Below are 19013 nucleotides of genomic sequence, written 5' to 3' on the forward strand. Positions count from 1 at the left end.
CCGGGCGGGCGCTCCGGCGAGGATCGATCATCGCGTGCCCGAACGCCCGCTACCGCCACTATTCAGTAGTTGCCAACTATATGCAATAAGCGCCGATCGATGAGCCGACCCACCGTCCGGCGTCGCTCGTGAGGCGGCCGTCCGGCGTGCTGAATATGCTCAGAGGGTGAAGGACAGCGAGCAGGCGGTGCTGGCCGGGATGTTGCAGTCGGCCGAGGATGCCGCCCCGGTGCAGGCGGTCGAGGCAGTCACCGGCGTCATCGCCACGGCGCTGAACGCGCGCGGCGTCTCGCTGCTGATCGCCGACCTCAGCGGCCGTGCGCTGGTCCGGCTGACCCACCAGCCGAACGGCGGCGGCAGCGGCCGGCGCCACGGCGAGGAGGACGCCGAGGTCATGCCGTTCGACGGCGGACCCTACGAACGCGCCCTGCGTCAGCAGGCCCCCGAGATCGTCGCCGGCGACGGCGCGTGGACCGTGCTGGCGCCGGTCACCGACCGCGGTGAGGCGATCGGCCTGCTGGAGATCGACCTGCCCGACGAGCCGGACGGCGACGTGGTGAACTGGGTCGCCCGCACCGCGCACGCGCTGGCGTTCGTGGTCATCGCCAACCGCCGGCACACCGACCTGTTCGAGTGGGGCCAGCGCACCACCCCGTTCAGCCTCTCCGCCGAGATCCAGCGCCGCCTGCTGCCCGCCTCGTTCACCTGCGAGGCCGGCGCCTTCGCGCTCTCCGGCTGGCTGGAACCCGCCGCGAGCGTCGGCGGCGACACTTTCGACTACAGCCTGGCCCGGGATCTGCTGCACCTCAGCGTCACCGACGCGATGGGCCACGGCGTGGCGAGCGCGCTCACCGCCACCCTCGGCGTGGGCAGCCTGCGCAACACCCGCCGGCGCGGCGTCGGCCTCGTCACCCAGGCCGAGGAGGCCAACCGGGCCGTCGCGGAGCACGCGAACGTACGCGGCGCGTACGTCACCGCCGTGCTGGGCCGCATCGACCTGGCCACGGGGCGCTGCGAACTGCTGAACGCCGGTCACGTCCCGCCGATGCTGGTCCGGGACGGCCAGGTCACCCCCGTGGAGCTGCCGGGCAACTTTCCGTTCGGGATGTTCCCCGGCGAGAGCTACCGCAGCGGAGAGCTGGCCCTGCTGCCCGGCGACCGGCTGGTGGTCGTCACCGACGGCATGCGGGACCGCAACGCCGCCGACCTCGACCTGCCCGGGGCGCTGCTCCGCCTCGCCCACCTGCATCCCCGCGAAGCGGTCCGGGCGCTCTCCGACGCGGTGCTGGAGATCGCCGGCCCGGCTCTGACCGACGACGCCACGCTGCTCGTCGTCGACTGGTACGGCGATCACGGGCCACGGCACAGCACCGCCGGCGCCGACAGCGCCCGCGTCAGCCCGGACGAGGAGCCCTCAGCGCACCGCCGCCGCTGATCCGTCCTCGGCGTCCCGCACCGTGTGAAAGAGCGGGATGACGCGGTCCACCGAGGTGATCGAGAAGACGTTGCGGATCGACTGGCGGACGACCGCCAGACCGAGCCACCCCCCGCGTTCCCGCAGATTCTTGTAGACGAGCACGAGTGCGCCCAGGCCGCTGGAGTCCACGAATCCGACCTGGGTCAGGTCGACGACCACCGTACGCGCACCGGTCTCCACCACCTCGAGCAGCCGGTCACGCAGCTGTGGCGAGCTGGCCATGTCCAGGTCACCGGCGACCTCGATCACCGGGCCGACACGGCCCTGTCTGGTCGTCACCGAAAACTCCACCACGCCCCCTCAACCGCGCGCCCGTCGCTACCCGACACCGTGCCAGAAATCGGCCCTGATCGCCTCCCATGGGCTCACGTCGGTTCGTCGGCCCCGCCGCGAAAGTGGTGGACGACACCTCAGTGCCGATCGAGCCAGATCACGATCCCGGTCAGCTCGTTGAGCACCGCCGCGACCCCCGCCCGGACCGCGGCCGCGCACCGCTGCGCGGTGAACGACTCCGGGTCGAACGTCGAGGAGGCGCCGAGCCCTTCGCCCCGGAACGACGCGCCGGACCAGTCCACCGCCGTCACGTTGTGGGTGGGCTCGGCCAGTTCCGCGCCCACCACCAGGAACTGCTGCGACAGGTGATTCGGGGTGACCAGGGCGAGCGGTTCCACCAGGTCGTTGCCCGCGCTGACGACGAGGTCCGGCCCCATCGCCAGCGCCCGGTCGACGGCGGGTACGAGATCGTGCCCGTCCCGGGCGACAACGGTCCGCAGGTCGGCGCGCGCCTCCCGGGCCCACTGCCGGACAGCTGTCACGAGCGCCTTCGTCGGCCGGTCGTCACCGGCGGTGACGAGCACCACCCGGTAACCCTCGGGCGGGCGTACCCCGGCCCAGGAACCGGGGCGTGGGGTGAGGGTCCCCTCCGGGGTGGGCGGGGCGGACGGGTCGACGAAGCCCGGGCCGAGAGTGCCGATCGGCGCGGGTCTGGGGTGCGGCCGCGACCAGTCGTCGCCGGAACCGCATCCGGTGATCAGCGCGGCGGCCGTGGCCAGGATGGCAACGGCCCGGAGCAAGGGGCGCAAGACGGTCGTCCTCCGAGGGGAGCGGGGATGGGCGCGCTCCTTCCTATCCCACTTCCCGCGCAGGTCAATGCGCTGATCGCGGTTCCGGCCGTTTTGTTCGTCAGCGGTTCGCCGACGGTCCGGCCGGCGTTCAGACGTGGCATGCACCGTGCCTCTCGCCAATGCGAAGGAGCAGCATGTCAACACCGCGTGTCCGCCGGACCGCCCTCGTCGTCGTCGGGATCCTGGCGGCGATGGCCGCCGTCCTGACCGCCGGCCCGGCGCTCGCCCACGGTTTCACGTCCACCGTCCATCTACGGGTCACCGGCGGCGACGAGCACCGCGTTCGGACGAGCGTGGAGGTCGAGTACGACCTCTTCGTCGTCTCCGCCGCCGACCAGCGCCACGACGACCCGCTGTTCCGGGCGGGCATCCCGGCCTTCGAGGCCGGTGACAGCGCCGCGCAGGCTGCGGTGCTGAACGCCCACCGGGCCACGGCGACCGGGTACGTCACCGAACGGCTCACCGTCGCCTCGGGTGGCGTGGCGTGCGCGCCGAGCCAGGTGGGCGACTTCACCGTCGGGGAGCGGAAGGACGTGCCTTACGCCGAGCTGCTGCTGGACTGGGCCTGCCCCGAGGCGAGCGGCGGGCACGAGGTGCGCAGCGCGTTGTTCCCCGACGGCGAGGGCTACGTCAAGGGCGTCAAGACGATCGTCACGTACGACCTGGACGGCCGCTCGGGCAGCGCCGCGCTCGACGCCGCTCACCCGGCCTTCTCCACCGCCCAGACCTGGTACGAACGGTTCTGGGAGTTCTTCCGGCTGGGCGCGGAGCACCTGCTGACCGGGATCGACCACGTGCTGTTCCTGCTGGCGCTGATCGCCGGGTCGCGGCGGCTGCGGGAGATCGTGCTCGCCGCCACCAGCTTCACGCTGGCGCACTCGGTGACGTTCATGCTCGCCGCGCTCGGCCTGGTCGACGTGCCGGCGCGTGTCGTGGAGCCGGTGATCGCGCTGTCGATCGCCGTGGTCGCCGGCTGGCATCTGTGGCGGATCCGGCGACGCGGCGAGCACGCCGCCGACCTGGAGACCACCGGCGGCGGACACGTCGGCCTGGACCGTTCCGGCCGGCTGCGCCTCGCCGTGGTGTTCGGCTTCGGTCTCGTGCACGGCCTGGGTTTCGCGGGCGCGCTGGGGATCGAGGAGGCGTGGTCGTGGACGTTGCTGTGGTCGCTGCTGGTGTTCAACGTCGGCATCGAGGTCGTCCAGCTGGCAGTCATCGCCGTCGTCTTCCCGCTGCTGGTCGTGCTGCGCCGCCGCCGGCCGAGGGCCGGCCTCTGGGCCACCGGCGTGATTGCTGCCGCCGTGACCGTTATGGGGCTGGTCTGGTTCGTCCAAAGGATCCTCGGCTTCTGAATCCGCGGCAGCGTTCCGGGAAGCGCCACGGGCCCGCAGGTACGGATTCACTGCCGATTCATCCGGCGGCGACAGCTTGGGTCCGCTTATCCGCACCTCTGGAGAGAAGGATCGGAATTGATGAGATCGAGCACCCCCGCGTCGGCCTCCGGGCTCATGCGGCGACGGGTGGCGACGGGGGCGACGGCAGCGGTCCTGGGCCTGGCCATGGCCGTCGGCAGCGGACTGGGCAGCGGCGCCGGCGCCGCTGAGCCCACCGCTCTCACCGGCGTCATCCTCGGTGTCGGCGCCGACGAGTCCCAGCGCATCGTGAACTGGTACTCCTCGGCCGACACCGCCCAGCTCGTCCAGCTCGCCCCGACCGCCTCGCTCGTCGACGGCGAGTTCCCGGCCGGCGCCGCCACCTTCGACGCGATCGGCGGCGCGAACATCACCACCAGTGGCGGGTTCAACCGCCACGCGACGCTCAGCGGGCTCAAGGAGCACACCGCGTACTCCTACCGGGTCGGCTCCCCCGGCGGCTGGTCCCCGACGTACTCGTTCAAGACGCAGGACTTCGAGGGCGGCTACGACTTCCTGTTCCTCGGTGACCCGCAGATCGGCTCGTCCGGCGACGTGTCGAAGGACCAGGCCGGCTGGCAGGAGACGCTGAAGGTCGCCACCGAGGCCAACCCGGACGCCGAGCTGCTGATGTCCGGCGGCGACCACGTCGAGAGCGCCGGCAACGAGACACAGTGGAGCGCCTTCCTCGCTCCCGACCAGCTGCGTCAGGTGCCGTTCGCCGCGACGATCGGCAACCACGACGTCGGCTCGAAGGCGTACGAGCAGCACCACTTCACGCCGAACAGCGACCGCTCGGGCGCGTTGTACGCCAACGGCAACCCGGCGTCCAACACGTCCGGCGGCGACTACTGGTTCATCTACAAGGACGTGCTGTTCATCGACATCAACAGCAACAGCTACAACACGTCCTCCGGTGGCGGCGGTGACGCGGCGCACGTCGCGTACATCACCGACGTGGTGAACCGGCACGGCGCGAAGGCCAAGTGGAAGGTGCTCGTCTTCCACCACGCGATGTACTCGCCGGCCAGCCACGCCAAGGACTCCGACGCCAAGGTGCGCCGGGTCGACTTCCCCGCCGTGTTCTCCAACCTCGGCATCGACATGGTGATGGCGGGTCACGACCACGCCTACTCGCGCAGCTACGAGATCAAGAACGGCGCGAAGGCCAACGCGGGCGAGCAGCCCGGTGCGGCGGACGTCTACCCGGGCCCGGGCGGCGTCATCTACGTGACCGGCAACTCGGCGTCCGGCTCGAAGTACTACGACATCTCCAAGCCGGACGGCAGCGCGTCGACCGGCGCCGGCAACGGTCCGGACCCGCTGAACCCGGACAGCTACTGGTACAACTCGGTGCAGAACCAGGAGCACGTCCGCAGCTACGTCAAGGTGCAGGTGCGCGACGACAAGCTGGTGGTGGAGAACATCCGCAGCGGCACCTGCGCCGCCCCGAACGCCTCCGTGGAGAAGGGCAGCTGGTGCTACAACACCCCGCCGAACCAGCCGGTGGGATCGGTCGTCGACAAGGTGACTGTGCACCCGTACCAGGGCGACGGGCAGAACATCCAGGTGAACGTGCCCAACCCGGCGCCGGGTGAGTTCGGCTGGACGATCGACGGCTACAACGGCCTGGTCGACCTCGGCACCGCGCAGGAGCGCACCGGCGGCTACTTCGCCGCCGTCGGCCGGATCAACCCGATCCTCGTGTCGGACAGCCGCCGCTCGCTCGCCCCGTGGTCGATCTCGGCCGGCGTGGGTGACTTCCGCGACGGCGACAAGTCCTTCTCCGGCGCGTACCTGGGCTGGACGCCGAAGGTCCTGACCGCCGGTGCCGGCGCCCAGGCCGGCGACGCCGTCGCGTCCGGCTTCGACGACCAGGGCGCTGGCCTGTCGGTCTCGCGCGGTCTCGGCTCGGCCGCCCAGGGTCACCCCCGGGGTACGGCCAAGCTCGGCGCCGACCTGGACCTGAAGATCCCGGACAGCGCCGACAAGGGCAGCTACCGCGCGACGCTCACCATCACCGCGCTCAGCAGCTGACCCGTTCCGGCGGGGCGGGCGTCTCCGGGCGCCCGCCCCGCCGCCTGCCCCGATCCCACCCCGATCGCCGAGGACCCCGAGATGCACCTGCTCGTCACGCGCCGGAGAAGCGGCGTCGCCACAGTCGCCCGTACCGTCGCTCTCGCCCTGCTCGCCGCCGTGGCGTTCGCCGCCACGGGCGCCGCGCCCGCCCGGGCGGCGGACGGCGCCGTCACCTGGACGGTCCGGACGGCCTCGAACGCCCTCGGCGCCGACCGGTCCAGCTTCAGTTACGCGGTCAATCCCGGCGGCCGCGTCGAGGACGCCATGGTCGTCGCCAACCGCGGCCGGGAGCCGCTCGACCTGGCCGTCTACACCGCCGACGGCTTCACCACCGACGCCGGTCAGCTCGACCTGCTCACCCGCGACCGGAAGTCGGTGGGCATCGGCGCCTGGGTACGCACCGGCAAGGAGCACGTGGTCGTCCCGCCCGGGAAGACTGTCGAGGTGCCGTTCGCGGTCACCGTTCCGGACAACGCCACGCCCGGCGACTACGCGGGCGGCGTGGTCACCTCACTCACCCGGGCCGACCAGGCCGAGGGCATCACCGTGGACCGGCGGCTCGGCATCCGGATCCGGCTGCGGATCAGCGGCGCCCTCAAGCCGGCTCTCGCGGTCGAGGACCTGCACGTCACCTACGCCGGTACGGCCGACCCGCTCGGCGCCGGCGACGCCACCGTCACGTACCGGATCCACAACACCGGCAACGCCATCCTGTCCGCGCGGCAGGCCGTCGCGGTCACCGGCCCGTTCGGCCTGCTGCGCGCCGACGCGCGCGACGTCCCCGCCCCACCGGACCTGCTTCCGGGCGAGAGCTGGACGATGCGGGTGCCGGCCCACGACGTCGCCCCGGCGCTGCGGCTGGCCGCGACGGTGACGCTGACGCCACTGCTCACCGACGCGTCGAACTCGACCACGGCGCTCGACCCGGTCTCGGCCACCGGGCACGGCTGGGCCGTCCCGTGGACCCTGCTGGTGCTTGTCGTCGTGCTGGTGGCGGGCGCCGTGGTGGCGGCCCGACTCGCCCGCCGCAACCGGGCACGCCGCAAGCGTCGCGAGGACGGCCGCGTGCGGGAGGCGGTCGAGCAGGCGCTCCGGCAGGAGGCCGCGTCCCGCTGACCGGGCCGGTCACGCCGTCGTCTCGGTGCCGGTCCGCCGCACCGGAGCGGGGATCCGCACCGCGGCGGCGGCCCGGCGGTGCTCGGCGAGGCGTACCGCCGGTCGCATGGCCAGGCCGGCGACCACGAACAGCCCGCCGAGCACCAGCCAGCCCGGGGTGCCCCAGCCGAGCAGCAGCGAGGTGAGCAGCGCCGGGCCGAGCATCCGGGCCAGCTGCGGCGCCATGCCGAAGAAGCCCTGGTACTGCCCCTGCCGGTCAGGGCGGGCCAGGGTGAAGCCGACCTCCCAGCCGCTGGCCGCCTGCACCATCTCGCCGAACACCTGCACCAGGGCCGCGCCGAGCAGCACCGCCGAGGCCACCCACGCGCCGCCGACCATCCCGGACACGGCGTACGCGCCGCAGGCGACAAGCAGCACCCAGCCGGCGTGCCCGCTGGCCCGCGCCGCCGTGCCCGGATCGGTCACCCGGCGGGCGACCCGGACCTGCCACAGCACCACGCACAACATGTTCACGGTGAGCACGATCGCGCCCATCGGCGCCGGAGCGTCGGTCCGTTCCGCGATCCACAGTGGCAGCGCCAGGCTGAGCAGCGGCATGTTCAGGCACATCACCGCGTTCAACAGCGTGATCAGCGCGTACGGGCGGTCGCGCAGCACGGTCAGCCGGCCCGGCTCGGGTCCGGCCGGGACCGGCGCCGCCACCTCGGGCAGCCGGCGCACCAGCAGCGCGGCGGCCAGGAAACTCGCCGCGTCGAGCGCGAAGGCGGACAGGTAGGCCGGGCGGGTGTCCGCCCAGAGCACGAGCGCGCCCAGCCCGGCCCCGGCGGCCAGGCCGGCGTTCGAGATCGACTGCAACCGGGCGCGTACCGCGGTGCGTCGCGCGGGCGCGATCAGCCCGACCAGGAGCGCCTGCCGGCTGGCGGTGAGCCCGGCCTGGCAGGCGGCGTAGCCGCAGGCGAGCAGCACGAACAGCGGGAAGGAACGGATCACGAGGAAGCCGCTGAGCGCGGCGGCGGTGGCGACGGCGAAGACGACGGTCATCCGCCGCGCGCCGTACCGGTCGGCCAACTGGCCGGCGGGCACCCCGGCGAGGATGCCCGTCGACCAGCCCACGGTGAGGGCGATCCCGACCTGCGTCGGGGACAACCCGACCACCCGGATGAAGAACAGTGCCGAGCAGGCGTAGAACGCGCCGTCACCGACCGAGTTCGCGAGCTGCGCCAGGCTCAGCACCCGGACCGGTCGGCCGGTGTCGACATCGGTCATTGCCCGTCCCCCGTTCGCCGTTCTCCTTCCTCCATCCAAGACCCGGGAATTGGCTCGCAGAAGCGCCGATTCCCAGCGATTCGATTGGGCCAATGTAGTGTCGTCGCGGTGGACGTACACGTCAGCCTGGCCGGTCCCGCCGACCGCGCCACCCGGATCCACAGGCAGTTGCTGGAGGCGATCCTGGATGGCCGGCTGCGGCCCGGCGAACGACTTCCACCGACCCGCGAGCTGGCCCGGCGGCTCGACGTCTCCCGCAACACGGTCGCCGTCGCCTACGAGCGGCTGACCGCCGAGGGCCTGCTCACCGCCCGGGTCGGCGCGGGCACGTTCGTCGCCGACGAGCCGGTCGCCCGCGCCCGGCCGCGTCCGGCGCCGGCCGGTGGCGTACGCCCCCGCGCGTTATGGGAGTCCGCCGCGCCGGCCCCCACCGCGGCGCCCCGGCCGGGCCACGACTTCCGGGCCGGCACCCCTGATACCGGGCTGTTCCCGCTGGCCACCTGGCGGCGGCTGGTCGCCGGGGAACTGCGTACCGCGACGATCCGGGGCGGCTACGCCGACCCCGCCGGGCACGAGGGCCTGCGTACCGCCGTCGCCCGGTACGTGGGGCTCGCCCGCGCGGTACGGGCCGGGCCCGAGGACGTCGTCGTCACCCACGGCGCGCAGCAGGCGCTGGACCTGATCGCCCGGGTCGTGCTCGAACCGGGCGACCGGGTGGCGGTGGAGGATCCCGGCTATCCCCCTGCCCGGCGGCTGTTCGCCGGCCACGGCGCGCGGGTCGTGCCGGTGCCCGTCGACGACCAGGGCCTCGACGTAAGTGCGCTGCCCGGCGACGCGCGGCTGGTCTACGTCACGCCGTCCCACCAGTTCCCGCTGGGCGTCCGGATGTCCCCGGCCCGCCGGGCGGCGCTGCTGACCTGGGCGGCGGCCCGGGACGCGGTGATCGTCGAGGACGACTACGACACCGAATTCCGTTTCTCGGCACGTCCGCTGGACCCACTGCAGACGCTGGACCGGGCCGGGAAGGTGGTCTACGTCGGCACGTTCTCCAAGACCCTGCTGCCCATGCTGCGCCTCGGCTTCCTGGTCGCGCCGGCGTCGCTGCGCCCGGCGCTGCTGGCCGTCCGGCAGCTCACCGACTGGCATGGCGACCACACCACTCAGGCCGCGCTGGCCCGGTTCATCGACTCCGGCGAACTGCCCCGGCACATCCGCAAGGCGACCCGGGTCTACGCCGAGCGACGCGACCTGATCGACGCCGCGCTGCGCTCCGACCTCGCCGCCTGGCTCGAACCGGTGCCGTCAACGGCGGGCCTGCACCTGTGCGCGCGGCTGCGCCCGGAGACCGGCGTCGACCTGCCGGAAGTCGTCGCCCGGGCGGCGGAAGCCGGCGTCACGGTACGCGAGATCGCCGGTTACCGGGTGGGCCCGCCCGGCTCGGCCGGTCTGGTGCTCGGCTACGGCGCCGTCGGCACTGCCGACGTGCCCGAAGGGCTCCGGTTGCTCGCGCGCAGCTTCCGCGGCTGACCGTCGGCGACGCAGATTCCTCCGGACTTCGAGCAACCCCGGGAGCCGCACCTGGCGTGACTATCCCGAATCTGATCGGAGGTCCGGATGAGTGATCGCGACACGGCGTTCGCGGAGTACTTCTCGGCGAGGCACCACGCCATGCGCGCCACCGCGTATCTGCTCTGCGGTGACTGGCACCGCGCGGAGGACCTGGTCCAGACCGGGTGCACCAAGCTGTACCTGGTCTGGAACCGGGTCGCCCGGCACGACGCGCTCGACTCCTACCTGCGCCAGATCATCGTCCGGTCCTTCCTCGACGAACGGCGGCGCGGCTGGTGGCGGCGGGAACGGGTGGGCACGCCCGACGCCGACCCGCCCGCGCCGGCGAGTCCGTCCGAGGACCGGCTCGTGGTGCTCCAGGCGCTCGCCGCCGTACCGCCCCGGCAGCGGGCCGTCCTGGTCCTCCGCTACTGGGAGGACCTGTCGATCGACGAGGTGGCGGCGCTGCTGAACTGCTCGCCGGGAACGGTGAAGAGCCAGTCCGCACGCGGCCTGGACACGTTGCGCGGCCTCCTGTCACCCATGCACTCATCGAGCGAGAAGGGGCAACGATGAACGGAGACCAGCTGCGCGAGGCGCTTCGCGACGAGATGCTCGGCGTCGCCGCGCCACCGCGACCGAGCACGGACGGCATGCTGCGCTCCGCCCGCCGGGCGCGCAACCGGCGCCGGGTCATCCGGGCGTGTGCCGGATCGGCGACGGCGGTACTCGCCGTCGCGGGTGTCGTGGCCCTCGCCACCCCGGACGGCGGCGACAGACGCCCGCCGGCCGCGCTGCCGCAGGCCGCCCCGCCGCCGTCGGCGGACACGAGCGCGGAGCCGATGCCGACCGGGCCCGACGGCCTGCCGCAGGAGGACCGCACCGCGCGGGCGGGCACCCGGTACGACCAGGCCGCCCTGCTGCTCGACCGGCTCGTCACGGTGGTGCCCGCCGGCTACACCGCCGAGAAGACCGTCTCCGACGAGACCGGGAAGGAGACGCTGGGCACGCACGAGGCGAACTTCACCGGACGGACGGGCGGCGCCGAAGTGTGGAGCTACATGGCCTCGGTCGACGTGGCGAAGGGGACGTGGAAGGGGCGCCTGCTCACCGAGGTGCACACGGCGGGCAACCCGCTGCCGTCCGAACCGTGCGCCCTGGCGCGCGAGTTCTGGCGCATGGGGGGCGAGTGCCGGCCGACGACCGTCGGCGACGCGACGGTGGGTGTGGTGGTCCGACCCGGCTCGGACGACCGGTTCGACCAGTGGGCCGCCTACCGGCACTCCGACGGCGTGGTGGTGTTCGTCGCGCAGGGCGCGTACGACAGGCAGGCGGCCGCGTCCCCGCTGCCGTTCACCGAGCGCGAACTGGCGACGCTCGCCGTCGACCAGCGGCTGCACCTTCGGTAGCCCGTGGTGGGCGCGCCTGAACTACCCTCGCGCCCGTGAACACTGTGGAGATCGATGCGCCAGTCGTCGGCGTGACCGTCTACCCGGACCGCGCGCGGGTCACCCGCCGGGGTGGCCTCCGGCTCGCCGCGGGCGAACATCGGGTACGCGTCGCGCCGCTCCCGCTGGGCCTGCGGCGGGACTCGATCCGGGTGGGCGGTCACGGCCCGGCCACCGTGCTCGGTGTCGACGTGACCGCCCACCGGCAGGCCCGCAGCACCGACGCGCAGGTGGTCGAGCTGGAGCAGCGGCGGCGGGAGCTCGCCGACGAGGTGGCCGAGGTCGAGGACACGGACGCGATCGAGGCCCAGCGCGGCGAGTTCCTCACCCGGCTGGCCGAGCGCGCCGGTGGCACGTACGCCCGCGCGCTGGCCGGTGGCGACGCGTCCCCGGCCGACGTCGCGGCCTTCACCGACTCGGTGTCCGGTCAGCTCGCCGAGTCCCGGTCCCGGCGGCGCGGGCTGGCCCGGCGGCGCACCGATCTGGCGGAGGAGCTGGCCGCCGTCGACCGGGAGCTGGAGGCGGCGCGCGGTAAGCGGGCGCCGGACCGGCTGGCCGCCGAGGTGTCCGTCTCCGTGGACGCCGACGACTCCGAGGTGGAGCTGGAGCTGAGCTACCTGGTCGACGGTGCCCGCTGGACGCCTTCCTACGACCTGCGGCTGGTCGAGGACACCGTGACGGTCACCTGGTTCGGGCTGGTCAGCCAGAGCACCGGGGAGGACTGGCCGGAGTGCGAGCTTCTGCTCTCCACCGCCCGCCCGGCCGCGGCGAGCGGCGTACCCGAATTGTCGCCCTGGTATCTCGACCGGCTCCGCCCGCAGCCGCCGGTGGGTGTGTCGGCCGCGTCGTTCGACGGCATGGTGCCGCCCCCGGCGCCCGGCGCGGCGCCGGCGGGCAGGGCCGGCGCGGCACGGGCGGCGGCGTCCCGGCCGGCGATGCGGGAAAGCGTCGCCGAGGTCGAGCAGGGCGTCACGGCGGCGACCTACCGGCCCGCCCGGCCGGTGGCGGTGCCGGCCGACGGCAGCGCGCACCGGGTGACGGTCGCGGCGCTGGAGCTGCCGGCCCGTCTGGACCACGTGAGCGTGCCGGTACGCGCCGCCGAGGCGCACCTGCGGGCCACCGTCCGCAACACATCCGACCACACGCTGCTGCCCGGCCCGGCGTCGGTGTTCCACGGCGCGGACTTCGTGGCGGCGACGCGGCTGCCGACGTGGGCGCCGGGCGAGGAGACCGAGCTGGCGCTCGGTGTGGACGACCGGGTACGGGTGGAGCGGAAGCTGCACCGGCGGACCGAGAGCAAGGCGACGCTCGGGTCGACGCGGCGGCGGGAGGTGGAGTACCGGATCACTGTGGCGAACCACACGCCCCGGCCGGCCACTGTGGAGGTGCGGGACCAGCTGCCGGTGTCCCGGGACGAGGCGGTGGCGGTACGCGAGACGGCGCTGACGCCGCCGCCGGCCGAGCGTACGGAGCTTGGCGAGCTGACCTGGCGGCTGTCGCTGGCGCCGGGCGAGAGCGGGGAGATCGCGCTGGGCTTCCGGGTGGAGCTGGCCAAGGGCGTCGAGCTGACCGGCTGGCGGGAGTAGCCCAGGCGTTAGGAAGGGCCCCTCCTTATGCAGAATGCGATAAGAAGGGGCCCTTCCTTCGGTCCTAGATGCGGCGGCGACCGTACAGCCCGGCGAAGACAGCGACGCCGATGGCCGCGAAGCCCACCTGCAGCAACAGCTCGATCCAGTCGATGCCGGGGGTGTCGTCGACGCCGAACGCACCGGCCACCAGGGTGCCGATGAACGCGGCGACCACACCGATGAGCAGGGTCAGCCAGATCGGGATGTTCTGCTTGCCCGGCACCACCAGGCGCCCGAGCGCGCCGATGACGAGGCCGATGATGAGCGCGGTGAAGAAGCCCGTGATCTCCACGAGAGGCGTCCCTTCCCTCGGATGTGTTGGCGCCTCGGTGGTTGCCCAGATCAACCGTCCGGCCAAACGTACCGGCCGCTTTCGTCACGGAACTGTCATGACCTGCCGGTCAGTGCTCGGAGTGCTGACGGCGGCGCGGCGCGCCGGGCGGCTCCTCCCGCTCGATGCGCAGTTCCCGCTCCAGCTCGGCGACGACCATGCGCAGGTCGTCCAGGCGCTGGCTGATCGCGATCCGGTCCACCTCGTCCGGTATCCCGTCGCCGTCTTCGTCGTAGTCCGGCGCCAGCCCTTCGGTCATCTCCAGGCGGCGCGCCTCCTCCATCGAGTTGACGATGACCGCGATGAGGATGTTCAGCAGCAGGTTGACAGCGATCATCACGAAGCTGACGTAGTACAGCAGCGTCCACGGTGACACCTCCAGGCCCTGTTCCAGCAGGTCCGGCAGCGTCTCCAGGGACAGCAGCACGAACAGCGTGACGAGGGAACGGCCGATGTCGCCGTACTGCTCGGGGTAGCGGTCACCGAAGATCAGCCAGCCGGCCATGCCGTACACGTAGAGCGTGACGGCGGCGAGCGCGAGGAAGCCGGCGACGCCGGGCAGGCTGCGCCACAGCGCCGCGACGATGGTCCGCAGGCCGGGCGAGAAGCGGACCAGGCGCAGCACCCGGGCGACGCGGATGAACCGCAGCACCGCCGAGTCGCCGTGCAGCCCGGGGATGAAGATGGCCGCGGTGACCAGCAGGTCGAAGACGTTCCAGCCGTGCCGGAAGAAGTCCTGCGGGCGGCGGCCGTACGCGAGGATCCGAATGGTGATCTCCACGACGAAGGCGGCCCGGAACATCAGCTCGGTCCACCGCAGCACCGGCCCGGCGGCGCCCAGGTTCGGGTACGTCTCGATGCCCAGCACCACGCCGTTGGCCATGATGAGCACCACGATGGCGACCTCGAACGGCCGGGACGCGACGATCCGGGCACAGTGGCCCGCCAGCCCCCGCTTCCCCGTGCTCGTCCGGCGCCCGCCACGCGGTGCCGGCACCGTGTCCCCGATCAGCGCCTGCCTCCACGACACGCGGTCCGGGCAACGCACGGACGACAGGGGGTAGTCACCCGGACACTTTAGTGGATCACCACCGGCGCGCGGTCACGGCCGAGGCGCGGCGGTCCGCTCACAGCCAGCCGCGGCGCTTGAACAGCAGATAGAGCGCGCCGCAGACGGCGAGCATCAGGGCGAGCGCGAACAGGTAGCCGTACCGCCAGGCCAGCTCCGGCATGTGGCCGAAGTTCATCCCGTAGACGGTGCCGATCAGGGTCGGCGCGAACAGGATGGCCGCCCAGGCGGAGACCCGCTTGATCTCCTCGTTCTGCTCGAAACTGGCGGCGGTCAGGCTGCGCATCTCCTCGTTCTGCGCCTGCGAGACCAGTGTGGCGTTGACGGTGAGGATGTTCTGGAGCAGGTGCCGGAACCCGTCCACCCGCTCCACCACCTGGGTCAGGTGGTCGGCCACGTCGCGTAGCCGGCGGCGCAGCTCCTCGTCCGTGCCGTACCTGTCGAAGCCGTGGGTCAGCTCGTCCACGACCTTCAGCAGCGGACGGGCGGCCCGCTGGAACTGGATCACCTCGCGGCTCAGCTCGTAGATGCGGCGGCTGGCGTTCGGGTCGCCGCCGAACACCTCGGTCTCGATCTCGTCGATGTCGTTCTCCAGCCCGGCCACCACCGGCGCGTAGCCGTCCACGACCCGGTCGAGCACGGCGTAGAGCACCGCTTCCGGGCCGAACGCGAGCACGTTCGGCTCGGCCTCCAGCCGCCGCCGTACCTCGGCCAGGTCGGGCGTGCCGCCGTGCCGCACGGTGATCACGAATCCGGGCCCGAGGAACAGGTGCAGCTCGGCGAACTCGACGGCGTCCCGCTCGTCCAGGTAGCGGGCGGCGCGCAGCACCACGAACAGCGTGTCGCCGTACCGTTCCAGCTTGGGGCGCTGATGGGCGTTGATGGCGTCCTCGACGGCCAGGTCGGGGAGCTGGAACTCGGCGGCGAGCGAGGCGATCTGCTCGCGGCCCGGCCGGAGCAGCCCGATCCAGGCCATCGCGTCGTCGAGCTGCTGCAGGCAGCGGTACGTGTCGGCGAGGCTGACCGGCGACGCCCGGCGTGCCCCGTCGACGTAGACGCCGCTGTCGACAAGCCCGTCGGGGCGCTCCGGCTCCGCCGCGCCGGCGTCGATGGCGTGTTCGTCCAGTTGCCGGCCGAACCCCTCCGAGGACCGGTTGCCCGCCATGCCCCTCCCCCGCCGCCCGACCGGCTCGCCGAGTCCCCCGCGGACGCGGTCGCAAACGTCAGGGGCGGTAGCGGTAGCCCATCCCGGGCTCGGTGATCAGGTGCCGGGGGCGGGCCGGGTCGTCCTCCAGCTTGCGCCGCAACTGGGCCATGTACTGCCGCAGGTAGTTCGTCTCCTGGTGGTACTCCGGCCCCCACACGTCGTGCAGCAGCTGGCGCTGGCTGACCAGCTTGCCCGGGTGGCGCAGCAGCTTCTCCAGCATCGCCCACTGGGTGGGGGTGAGCTTGACCTCGACGCCGTCGTCCCGGGTGACGGTCCGGTCGGCCAGGTCGACGGTGTTGCGGCCGATCCGCAGCGCGGGCACGGAGGGCGTGGCGGGGGCGAGCCGCCGGGTCACCGCGCGGATGCGGGCGAGCAGCTCGTCGACCCCGAACGGCTTGGTGACGTAGTCGTCGGCGCCCGCGTCGAGCGCGGCCACCTTGTCCTCGCTGCCGGCCCGGCCGGAGAGCACGATGATCGGCACGCCGGTCCAGCCGCGCAGGCCCCGGATGACCTCGGTGCCGTCCAGGTCGGGCAGGCCGAGGTCGAGCACCACCAGGTCGGGCGGGTGCCCGGCGGCGGCCTTGAGCGCGGCGGCGCCGCTGTCGGCCACCTCGACGTCGTAGCCCCGGGCCCGCAGGTTGATCCGCAGGGCGCGCAGGATCTGCGGCTCGTCGTCGACGACCAGGATGCGGGTCATTCCTGCGGCCCTTCCGGGTGCGGGGCGGCCGGCAGCCGCAACACCATGGTGAGTCCGCCGCCGGGCGTGGTCTCCGGGGTGATGCTGCCACCCATCGCCTCGGCGAGACCCCGGGACAGCGCCAGCCCGAGGCCCACGCCGGTCTGGTTGTCCCGGTCGCCGAGGCGCTGGAACGGCAGGAAGACGTGCTCCCACTGGTCCGCCGGGATGCCCGGGCCGGTGTCGATCACCCGCAGCTCGACCTGCCCGGCGTGCGCGCTGCCGGTGATCGTCGGCGGGCTGCCGGGCGGGCTGTGCCGCAGCGCGTTCGACACCACGTTGACCAGCACGCGCTCCAGCAGACCCGGGTCGGCCAGCGCCGCCGGCAGGTCGGCCGGGATGTCCGTGGCGACCTCGGCCGCCGCCGCGCCCAGTTCGTCAAGGGCCCGGGGTACGGCGTCCTCCAGCCCGATCGCGGTGGTGGTGACGCCGAGCGCGCCGGCCTGCAGGCGGCTCATGTCGAGCAGGTTCGCCACCAGCCGGCCCAGCCGGTCCAGCGACTCGTCGGCGGTGGCCAGCAACTCCTCCCGGTCGTCCCTGTCGAACTCGACGTCGTGGCTGCGCAGGCTGCTCACCGCGGCCTTGGCCGACGCCAGCGGCGTACGCAGGTCGTGGCTGACCGCCGCGAGCAGCGCGGTCCGCATCCGGTCGGCGGCTGCCAGCGGGCGGGCGGTGGCGGCCTCCTCGGCCAGCCGCTCCTGGCGCAGCGCGACGGCGGCCTGCGCGGCGAACGCCTCGACCACCCGGCGGTCGGCCGCCTCCAGGCGCCGGCCAGCGAGCACCACGCTGAGCCGGTCGTCCACAGGCACCACCGTCTCGCCCGCGTCCGGGCTGCCCGGCGGGCGCTCGCCGACGCTCGCCACGACCCGCCAGGCGTCCGCCTCCCGGGCACGCGCCGGGCGTCCCCCGCCCTCGTCGGTCAGCTCCAGCACGCTCACCGCGCGCAGCCCGAACGTCTCCCGCAGCCGGTCCAGCAGGGCGGGCAACGGCCGCTCGCCGCGCAGCACGCTGCCCGCGACCGTGGCCAGCGTCTGCGCGTCGGCGGAGGCCCGCGCTGCCTCCCGGGTACGCCGGGCCGCCACGTCGACCACCCAGCTCACCGCGATGGCGACGCCGACGAACACGCCGAGGGCGAGCAGGTTGTCCGCCTCGGCGATGGTCAGCGTCCGGTACGGCGGGGTGAAGAACCAGTTGAGCAGCAGCGAGCCGCCGAGCGCGGCGACCAGCGCGGGCCAGAGCCCGCCGACCAGCGCCACGCCCACCACACCGGCGAGGAACAGCAGGATGTCGTTTGTCAGCGTGAGGTCGGGCAGCGTCCGCAGCAGCAGCGTGAGCAGCGGCATGCCGAGCGCGGCGAGCGCGTACCCGACGAGCCGTCGCCGCCGGGACAGCGCGGCGGGCACCGCCCCCGCCCGGCGTCCGCGCCCCGCCTCGGGATGGGTGACCAGGTGCACGTCGATCGGGCCGGAAAGCGCTGTGGTGGTCACCCCGACGCCCCGGGCGAACACCTGCGCGAACCGGCCCCGGCGGCTCGCGCCGAGCACGAGCTGGGTGGCGTTGACGCCCCGGGCGAAGTCCAGCAGCGACGCCGGGATGTCGGTGCCGAGCACCTGGTGGTACGTGCCGCCGAGGCTCTCCACCAGCACTCGCTGCCGGGCCAGCTGGGCCGGGTCGGCGCCGGCCAGGCCGTCGCTGCGCGCGACGTGCACGGCGAGCAGGTCGGCGCCCTTGCTGCGGGCGGCGATCCGGGCGGCGCGGCGGATCAGCGTCTCGCCCTCCGGGCCGCCGGTCAGCGCGACGACCACCCGTTCCCGCGCCTCCCAGGTGTCGGAGATGCCCTGCTGGGCGCGGTACGCGTCGAGCTGCTCGTCGACCTTGTCGGCCAGCCAGAGCAGCGCCAGTTCGCGCAGCGCGGTGAGGTTGCCGACCCGGAAGTAGTTGCCCAGCGCGGCGTCGATCTTGTCGGGCCGGTAGATGTTGCCGTGCGCCATCCGCCGGCGCAGCGCCTCCGGCGTCATGTCCACCAGCTCGACCTGCCCGGCGGCCCGGACCACCTGGTCCGGCACGGTCTCCCGCTGGGTGGTGCCGGTGATCTGCGCGACCACGTCGTTCAGTGACTCCAGGTGCTGCACGTTCACGGTGGAGAGCACGCTGATCCCGGCGTCGAGCAGTTCCTGCACGTCCTGCCAGCGCTTCTCGTGGCGAGAGCCGGGCACGTTCGTGTGGGCCAGCTCGTCCACCACGACCACCTCGGGCCGCCGGGCCAGCACCGCGTCCAGGTCCATCTCGGTGAACTCGACACCCCGGTACGTCATCGACCGGCGCGGCACCACCTCCAGGTCGCCGATCATCTCGGCGGTGTGCCGGCGGCCGTGCGTCTCGACCAGGCCGACCACCACGTCGGTGCCGCGCTCGGCCCGGCGCTGGGCCTCCTCGAGCATCGCGCACGTCTTGCCGACGCCCGGGGCGGCCCCGAGATAGATCCGCAGTTCACCCCTGCCCACAGCCTCCATCCTCCCTGAGTGCAAGGAAGGGCCCCCTGTTAACGCCTCGCGAGGTGAAGGGGGCCCTT

At 73.2% G+C, this 19013-nt stretch carries 16 protein-coding genes; 8 read left to right on the forward strand and 8 right to left on the reverse strand.

Annotated features, from left to right (window positions below; genetic code table 11):
* Nucleotides 1-166: 166 nt before the first annotated feature.
* Complete coding sequence (locus tag ACSDG8_RS14325) at nucleotides 167-1435, forward strand: PP2C family protein-serine/threonine phosphatase (protein WP_439427959.1); 1269 nt, start codon at nucleotides 167-169, stop codon at nucleotides 1433-1435.
* Here the strand turns inward: ACSDG8_RS14325 and ACSDG8_RS14330 are convergent.
* A complete protein-coding gene (locus ACSDG8_RS14330; RefSeq protein WP_307856280.1) occupies nucleotides 1415-1756 on the reverse strand; it encodes an STAS domain-containing protein in 342 nt (113 codons plus the stop codon). The genes ACSDG8_RS14325 and ACSDG8_RS14330 overlap by 21 nt on opposite strands.
* Nucleotides 1757-1887: 131 nt before the next feature.
* Nucleotides 1888-2559 carry a hypothetical protein gene (locus tag ACSDG8_RS14335; RefSeq protein WP_210895735.1) on the reverse strand — a complete coding sequence of 224 codons (672 nt, stop codon included), beginning with the start codon at nucleotides 2557-2559 and terminating at the stop codon, nucleotides 1888-1890.
* A gap of 176 nt (nucleotides 2560-2735) precedes the next feature.
* On the opposite strand from ACSDG8_RS14335, the gene ACSDG8_RS14340 reads away from it, so the two are divergent.
* From ACSDG8_RS14340 to ACSDG8_RS14350, 3 genes are all read left to right on the forward strand, one after another.
* Nucleotides 2736-3953, forward strand: a complete 1218-nt coding sequence (locus tag ACSDG8_RS14340) for a HupE/UreJ family protein (RefSeq protein ID WP_210895737.1) — start codon at nucleotides 2736-2738, stop codon at nucleotides 3951-3953.
* 120 nt (nucleotides 3954-4073) lie between these two features.
* Nucleotides 4074-6050 carry a purple acid phosphatase family protein gene (locus ACSDG8_RS14345; RefSeq protein ID WP_210895739.1) on the forward strand — a complete coding sequence of 659 codons (1977 nt, stop codon included), beginning with the start codon at nucleotides 4074-4076 and terminating at the stop codon, nucleotides 6048-6050.
* A gap of 81 nt (nucleotides 6051-6131) precedes the next feature.
* The gene (locus tag ACSDG8_RS14350) at nucleotides 6132-7208 is read left to right on the forward strand and encodes a WxL protein peptidoglycan domain-containing protein (RefSeq protein WP_210895741.1); all 1077 of its coding nucleotides are present in this window, start codon (nucleotides 6132-6134) and stop codon (nucleotides 7206-7208) included.
* Nucleotides 7209-7217: 9 nt separating this feature from the next.
* Here the strand turns inward: ACSDG8_RS14350 and ACSDG8_RS14355 are convergent, their stop codons facing one another.
* Nucleotides 7218-8474 (reverse strand): MFS transporter, encoded by a 1257-nt coding sequence (locus ACSDG8_RS14355; protein ID WP_210895743.1) that lies wholly within the window; start codon nucleotides 8472-8474, stop codon nucleotides 7218-7220.
* A gap of 108 nt (nucleotides 8475-8582) precedes the next feature.
* Between ACSDG8_RS14355 and ACSDG8_RS14360 the strand changes: the two genes are divergently transcribed.
* From ACSDG8_RS14360 to ACSDG8_RS14375, 4 genes are all read left to right on the forward strand, one after another.
* Nucleotides 8583-10001, forward strand: a complete 1419-nt coding sequence (locus tag ACSDG8_RS14360; protein ID WP_307856281.1) for a PLP-dependent aminotransferase family protein — start codon at nucleotides 8583-8585, stop codon at nucleotides 9999-10001.
* 87 nt (nucleotides 10002-10088) lie between these two features.
* A complete protein-coding gene (locus tag ACSDG8_RS14365; RefSeq protein ID WP_210895745.1) occupies nucleotides 10089-10598 on the forward strand; it encodes a SigE family RNA polymerase sigma factor in 510 nt (169 codons plus the stop codon).
* Entirely contained in the window at nucleotides 10595-11431 is an 837-nt protein-coding gene (locus ACSDG8_RS14370; RefSeq protein WP_210895747.1) for a hypothetical protein, read from the forward strand. Before ACSDG8_RS14365 ends, ACSDG8_RS14370 begins: the two co-directional genes overlap by 4 nt.
* 35 nt (nucleotides 11432-11466) lie before the next feature.
* Nucleotides 11467-13056 carry a DUF4139 domain-containing protein gene (locus ACSDG8_RS14375; RefSeq protein ID WP_210895749.1) on the forward strand — a complete coding sequence of 530 codons (1590 nt, stop codon included), beginning with the start codon at nucleotides 11467-11469 and terminating at the stop codon, nucleotides 13054-13056.
* A 64-nt stretch (nucleotides 13057-13120) separates the two neighbouring features.
* Here ACSDG8_RS14375 and ACSDG8_RS14380 read toward each other — a convergent pair whose 3' ends face one another.
* The 5 genes from ACSDG8_RS14380 to ACSDG8_RS14400 all read right to left on the reverse strand — a co-directional run bounded on the left by ACSDG8_RS14380 (nucleotide 13121) and on the right by ACSDG8_RS14400 (nucleotide 18945).
* Nucleotides 13121-13390 (reverse strand): GlsB/YeaQ/YmgE family stress response membrane protein, encoded by a 270-nt coding sequence (locus ACSDG8_RS14380; RefSeq protein ID WP_013473801.1) that lies wholly within the window; start codon nucleotides 13388-13390, stop codon nucleotides 13121-13123.
* A gap of 109 nt (nucleotides 13391-13499) precedes the next feature.
* The gene (locus ACSDG8_RS14385; RefSeq protein ID WP_439427960.1) at nucleotides 13500-14324 is read right to left on the reverse strand and encodes an ion transporter; all 825 of its coding nucleotides are present in this window, start codon (nucleotides 14322-14324) and stop codon (nucleotides 13500-13502) included.
* Nucleotides 14325-14556: 232 nt separating this feature from the next.
* Complete coding sequence (locus tag ACSDG8_RS14390) at nucleotides 14557-15663, reverse strand: magnesium and cobalt transport protein CorA (protein ID WP_210895751.1); 1107 nt, start codon at nucleotides 15661-15663, stop codon at nucleotides 14557-14559.
* Between the two features lie 58 nt (nucleotides 15664-15721).
* Nucleotides 15722-16402: a response regulator gene (locus tag ACSDG8_RS14395; RefSeq protein ID WP_210895753.1), complete on the reverse strand. Its 681-nt coding sequence runs from the start codon at nucleotides 16400-16402 to the stop codon at nucleotides 15722-15724.
* Nucleotides 16399-18945: a sensor histidine kinase gene (locus ACSDG8_RS14400; protein WP_210895755.1), complete on the reverse strand. Its 2547-nt coding sequence runs from the start codon at nucleotides 18943-18945 to the stop codon at nucleotides 16399-16401. Before ACSDG8_RS14400 ends, ACSDG8_RS14395 begins: the two co-directional genes overlap by 4 nt.
* Nucleotides 18946-19013 lie beyond the last annotated feature (68 nt).

Source organism: Micromonospora sp. LA-10, assembly GCF_051853095.1.
GTDB lineage: Bacteria > Actinomycetota > Actinomycetes > Mycobacteriales > Micromonosporaceae > Micromonospora > Micromonospora echinospora_A.

Coding starts and splice junctions, on each gene's coding strand:
- ACSDG8_RS14340 (WP_210895737.1), top strand. CDS start 2,736: ATGTCAACACCGCGTGTCCGCCGGACCGCCCTCGTCGTCGTCGGGATC.
- ACSDG8_RS14345 (WP_210895739.1), top strand. CDS start 4,074: ATGAGATCGAGCACCCCCGCGTCGGCCTCCGGGCTCATGCGGCGACGG.
- ACSDG8_RS14350 (WP_210895741.1), top strand. CDS start 6,132: ATGCACCTGCTCGTCACGCGCCGGAGAAGCGGCGTCGCCACAGTCGCC.
- ACSDG8_RS14355 (WP_210895743.1), bottom strand. CDS start 8,474: ATGACCGATGTCGACACCGGCCGACCGGTCCGGGTGCTGAGCCTGGCG.
- ACSDG8_RS14365 (WP_210895745.1), top strand. CDS start 10,089: ATGAGTGATCGCGACACGGCGTTCGCGGAGTACTTCTCGGCGAGGCAC.
- ACSDG8_RS14370 (WP_210895747.1), top strand. CDS start 10,595: ATGAACGGAGACCAGCTGCGCGAGGCGCTTCGCGACGAGATGCTCGGC.
- ACSDG8_RS14390 (WP_210895751.1), bottom strand. CDS start 15,663: ATGGCGGGCAACCGGTCCTCGGAGGGGTTCGGCCGGCAACTGGACGAA.
- ACSDG8_RS14395 (WP_210895753.1), bottom strand. CDS start 16,402: ATGACCCGCATCCTGGTCGTCGACGACGAGCCGCAGATCCTGCGCGCC.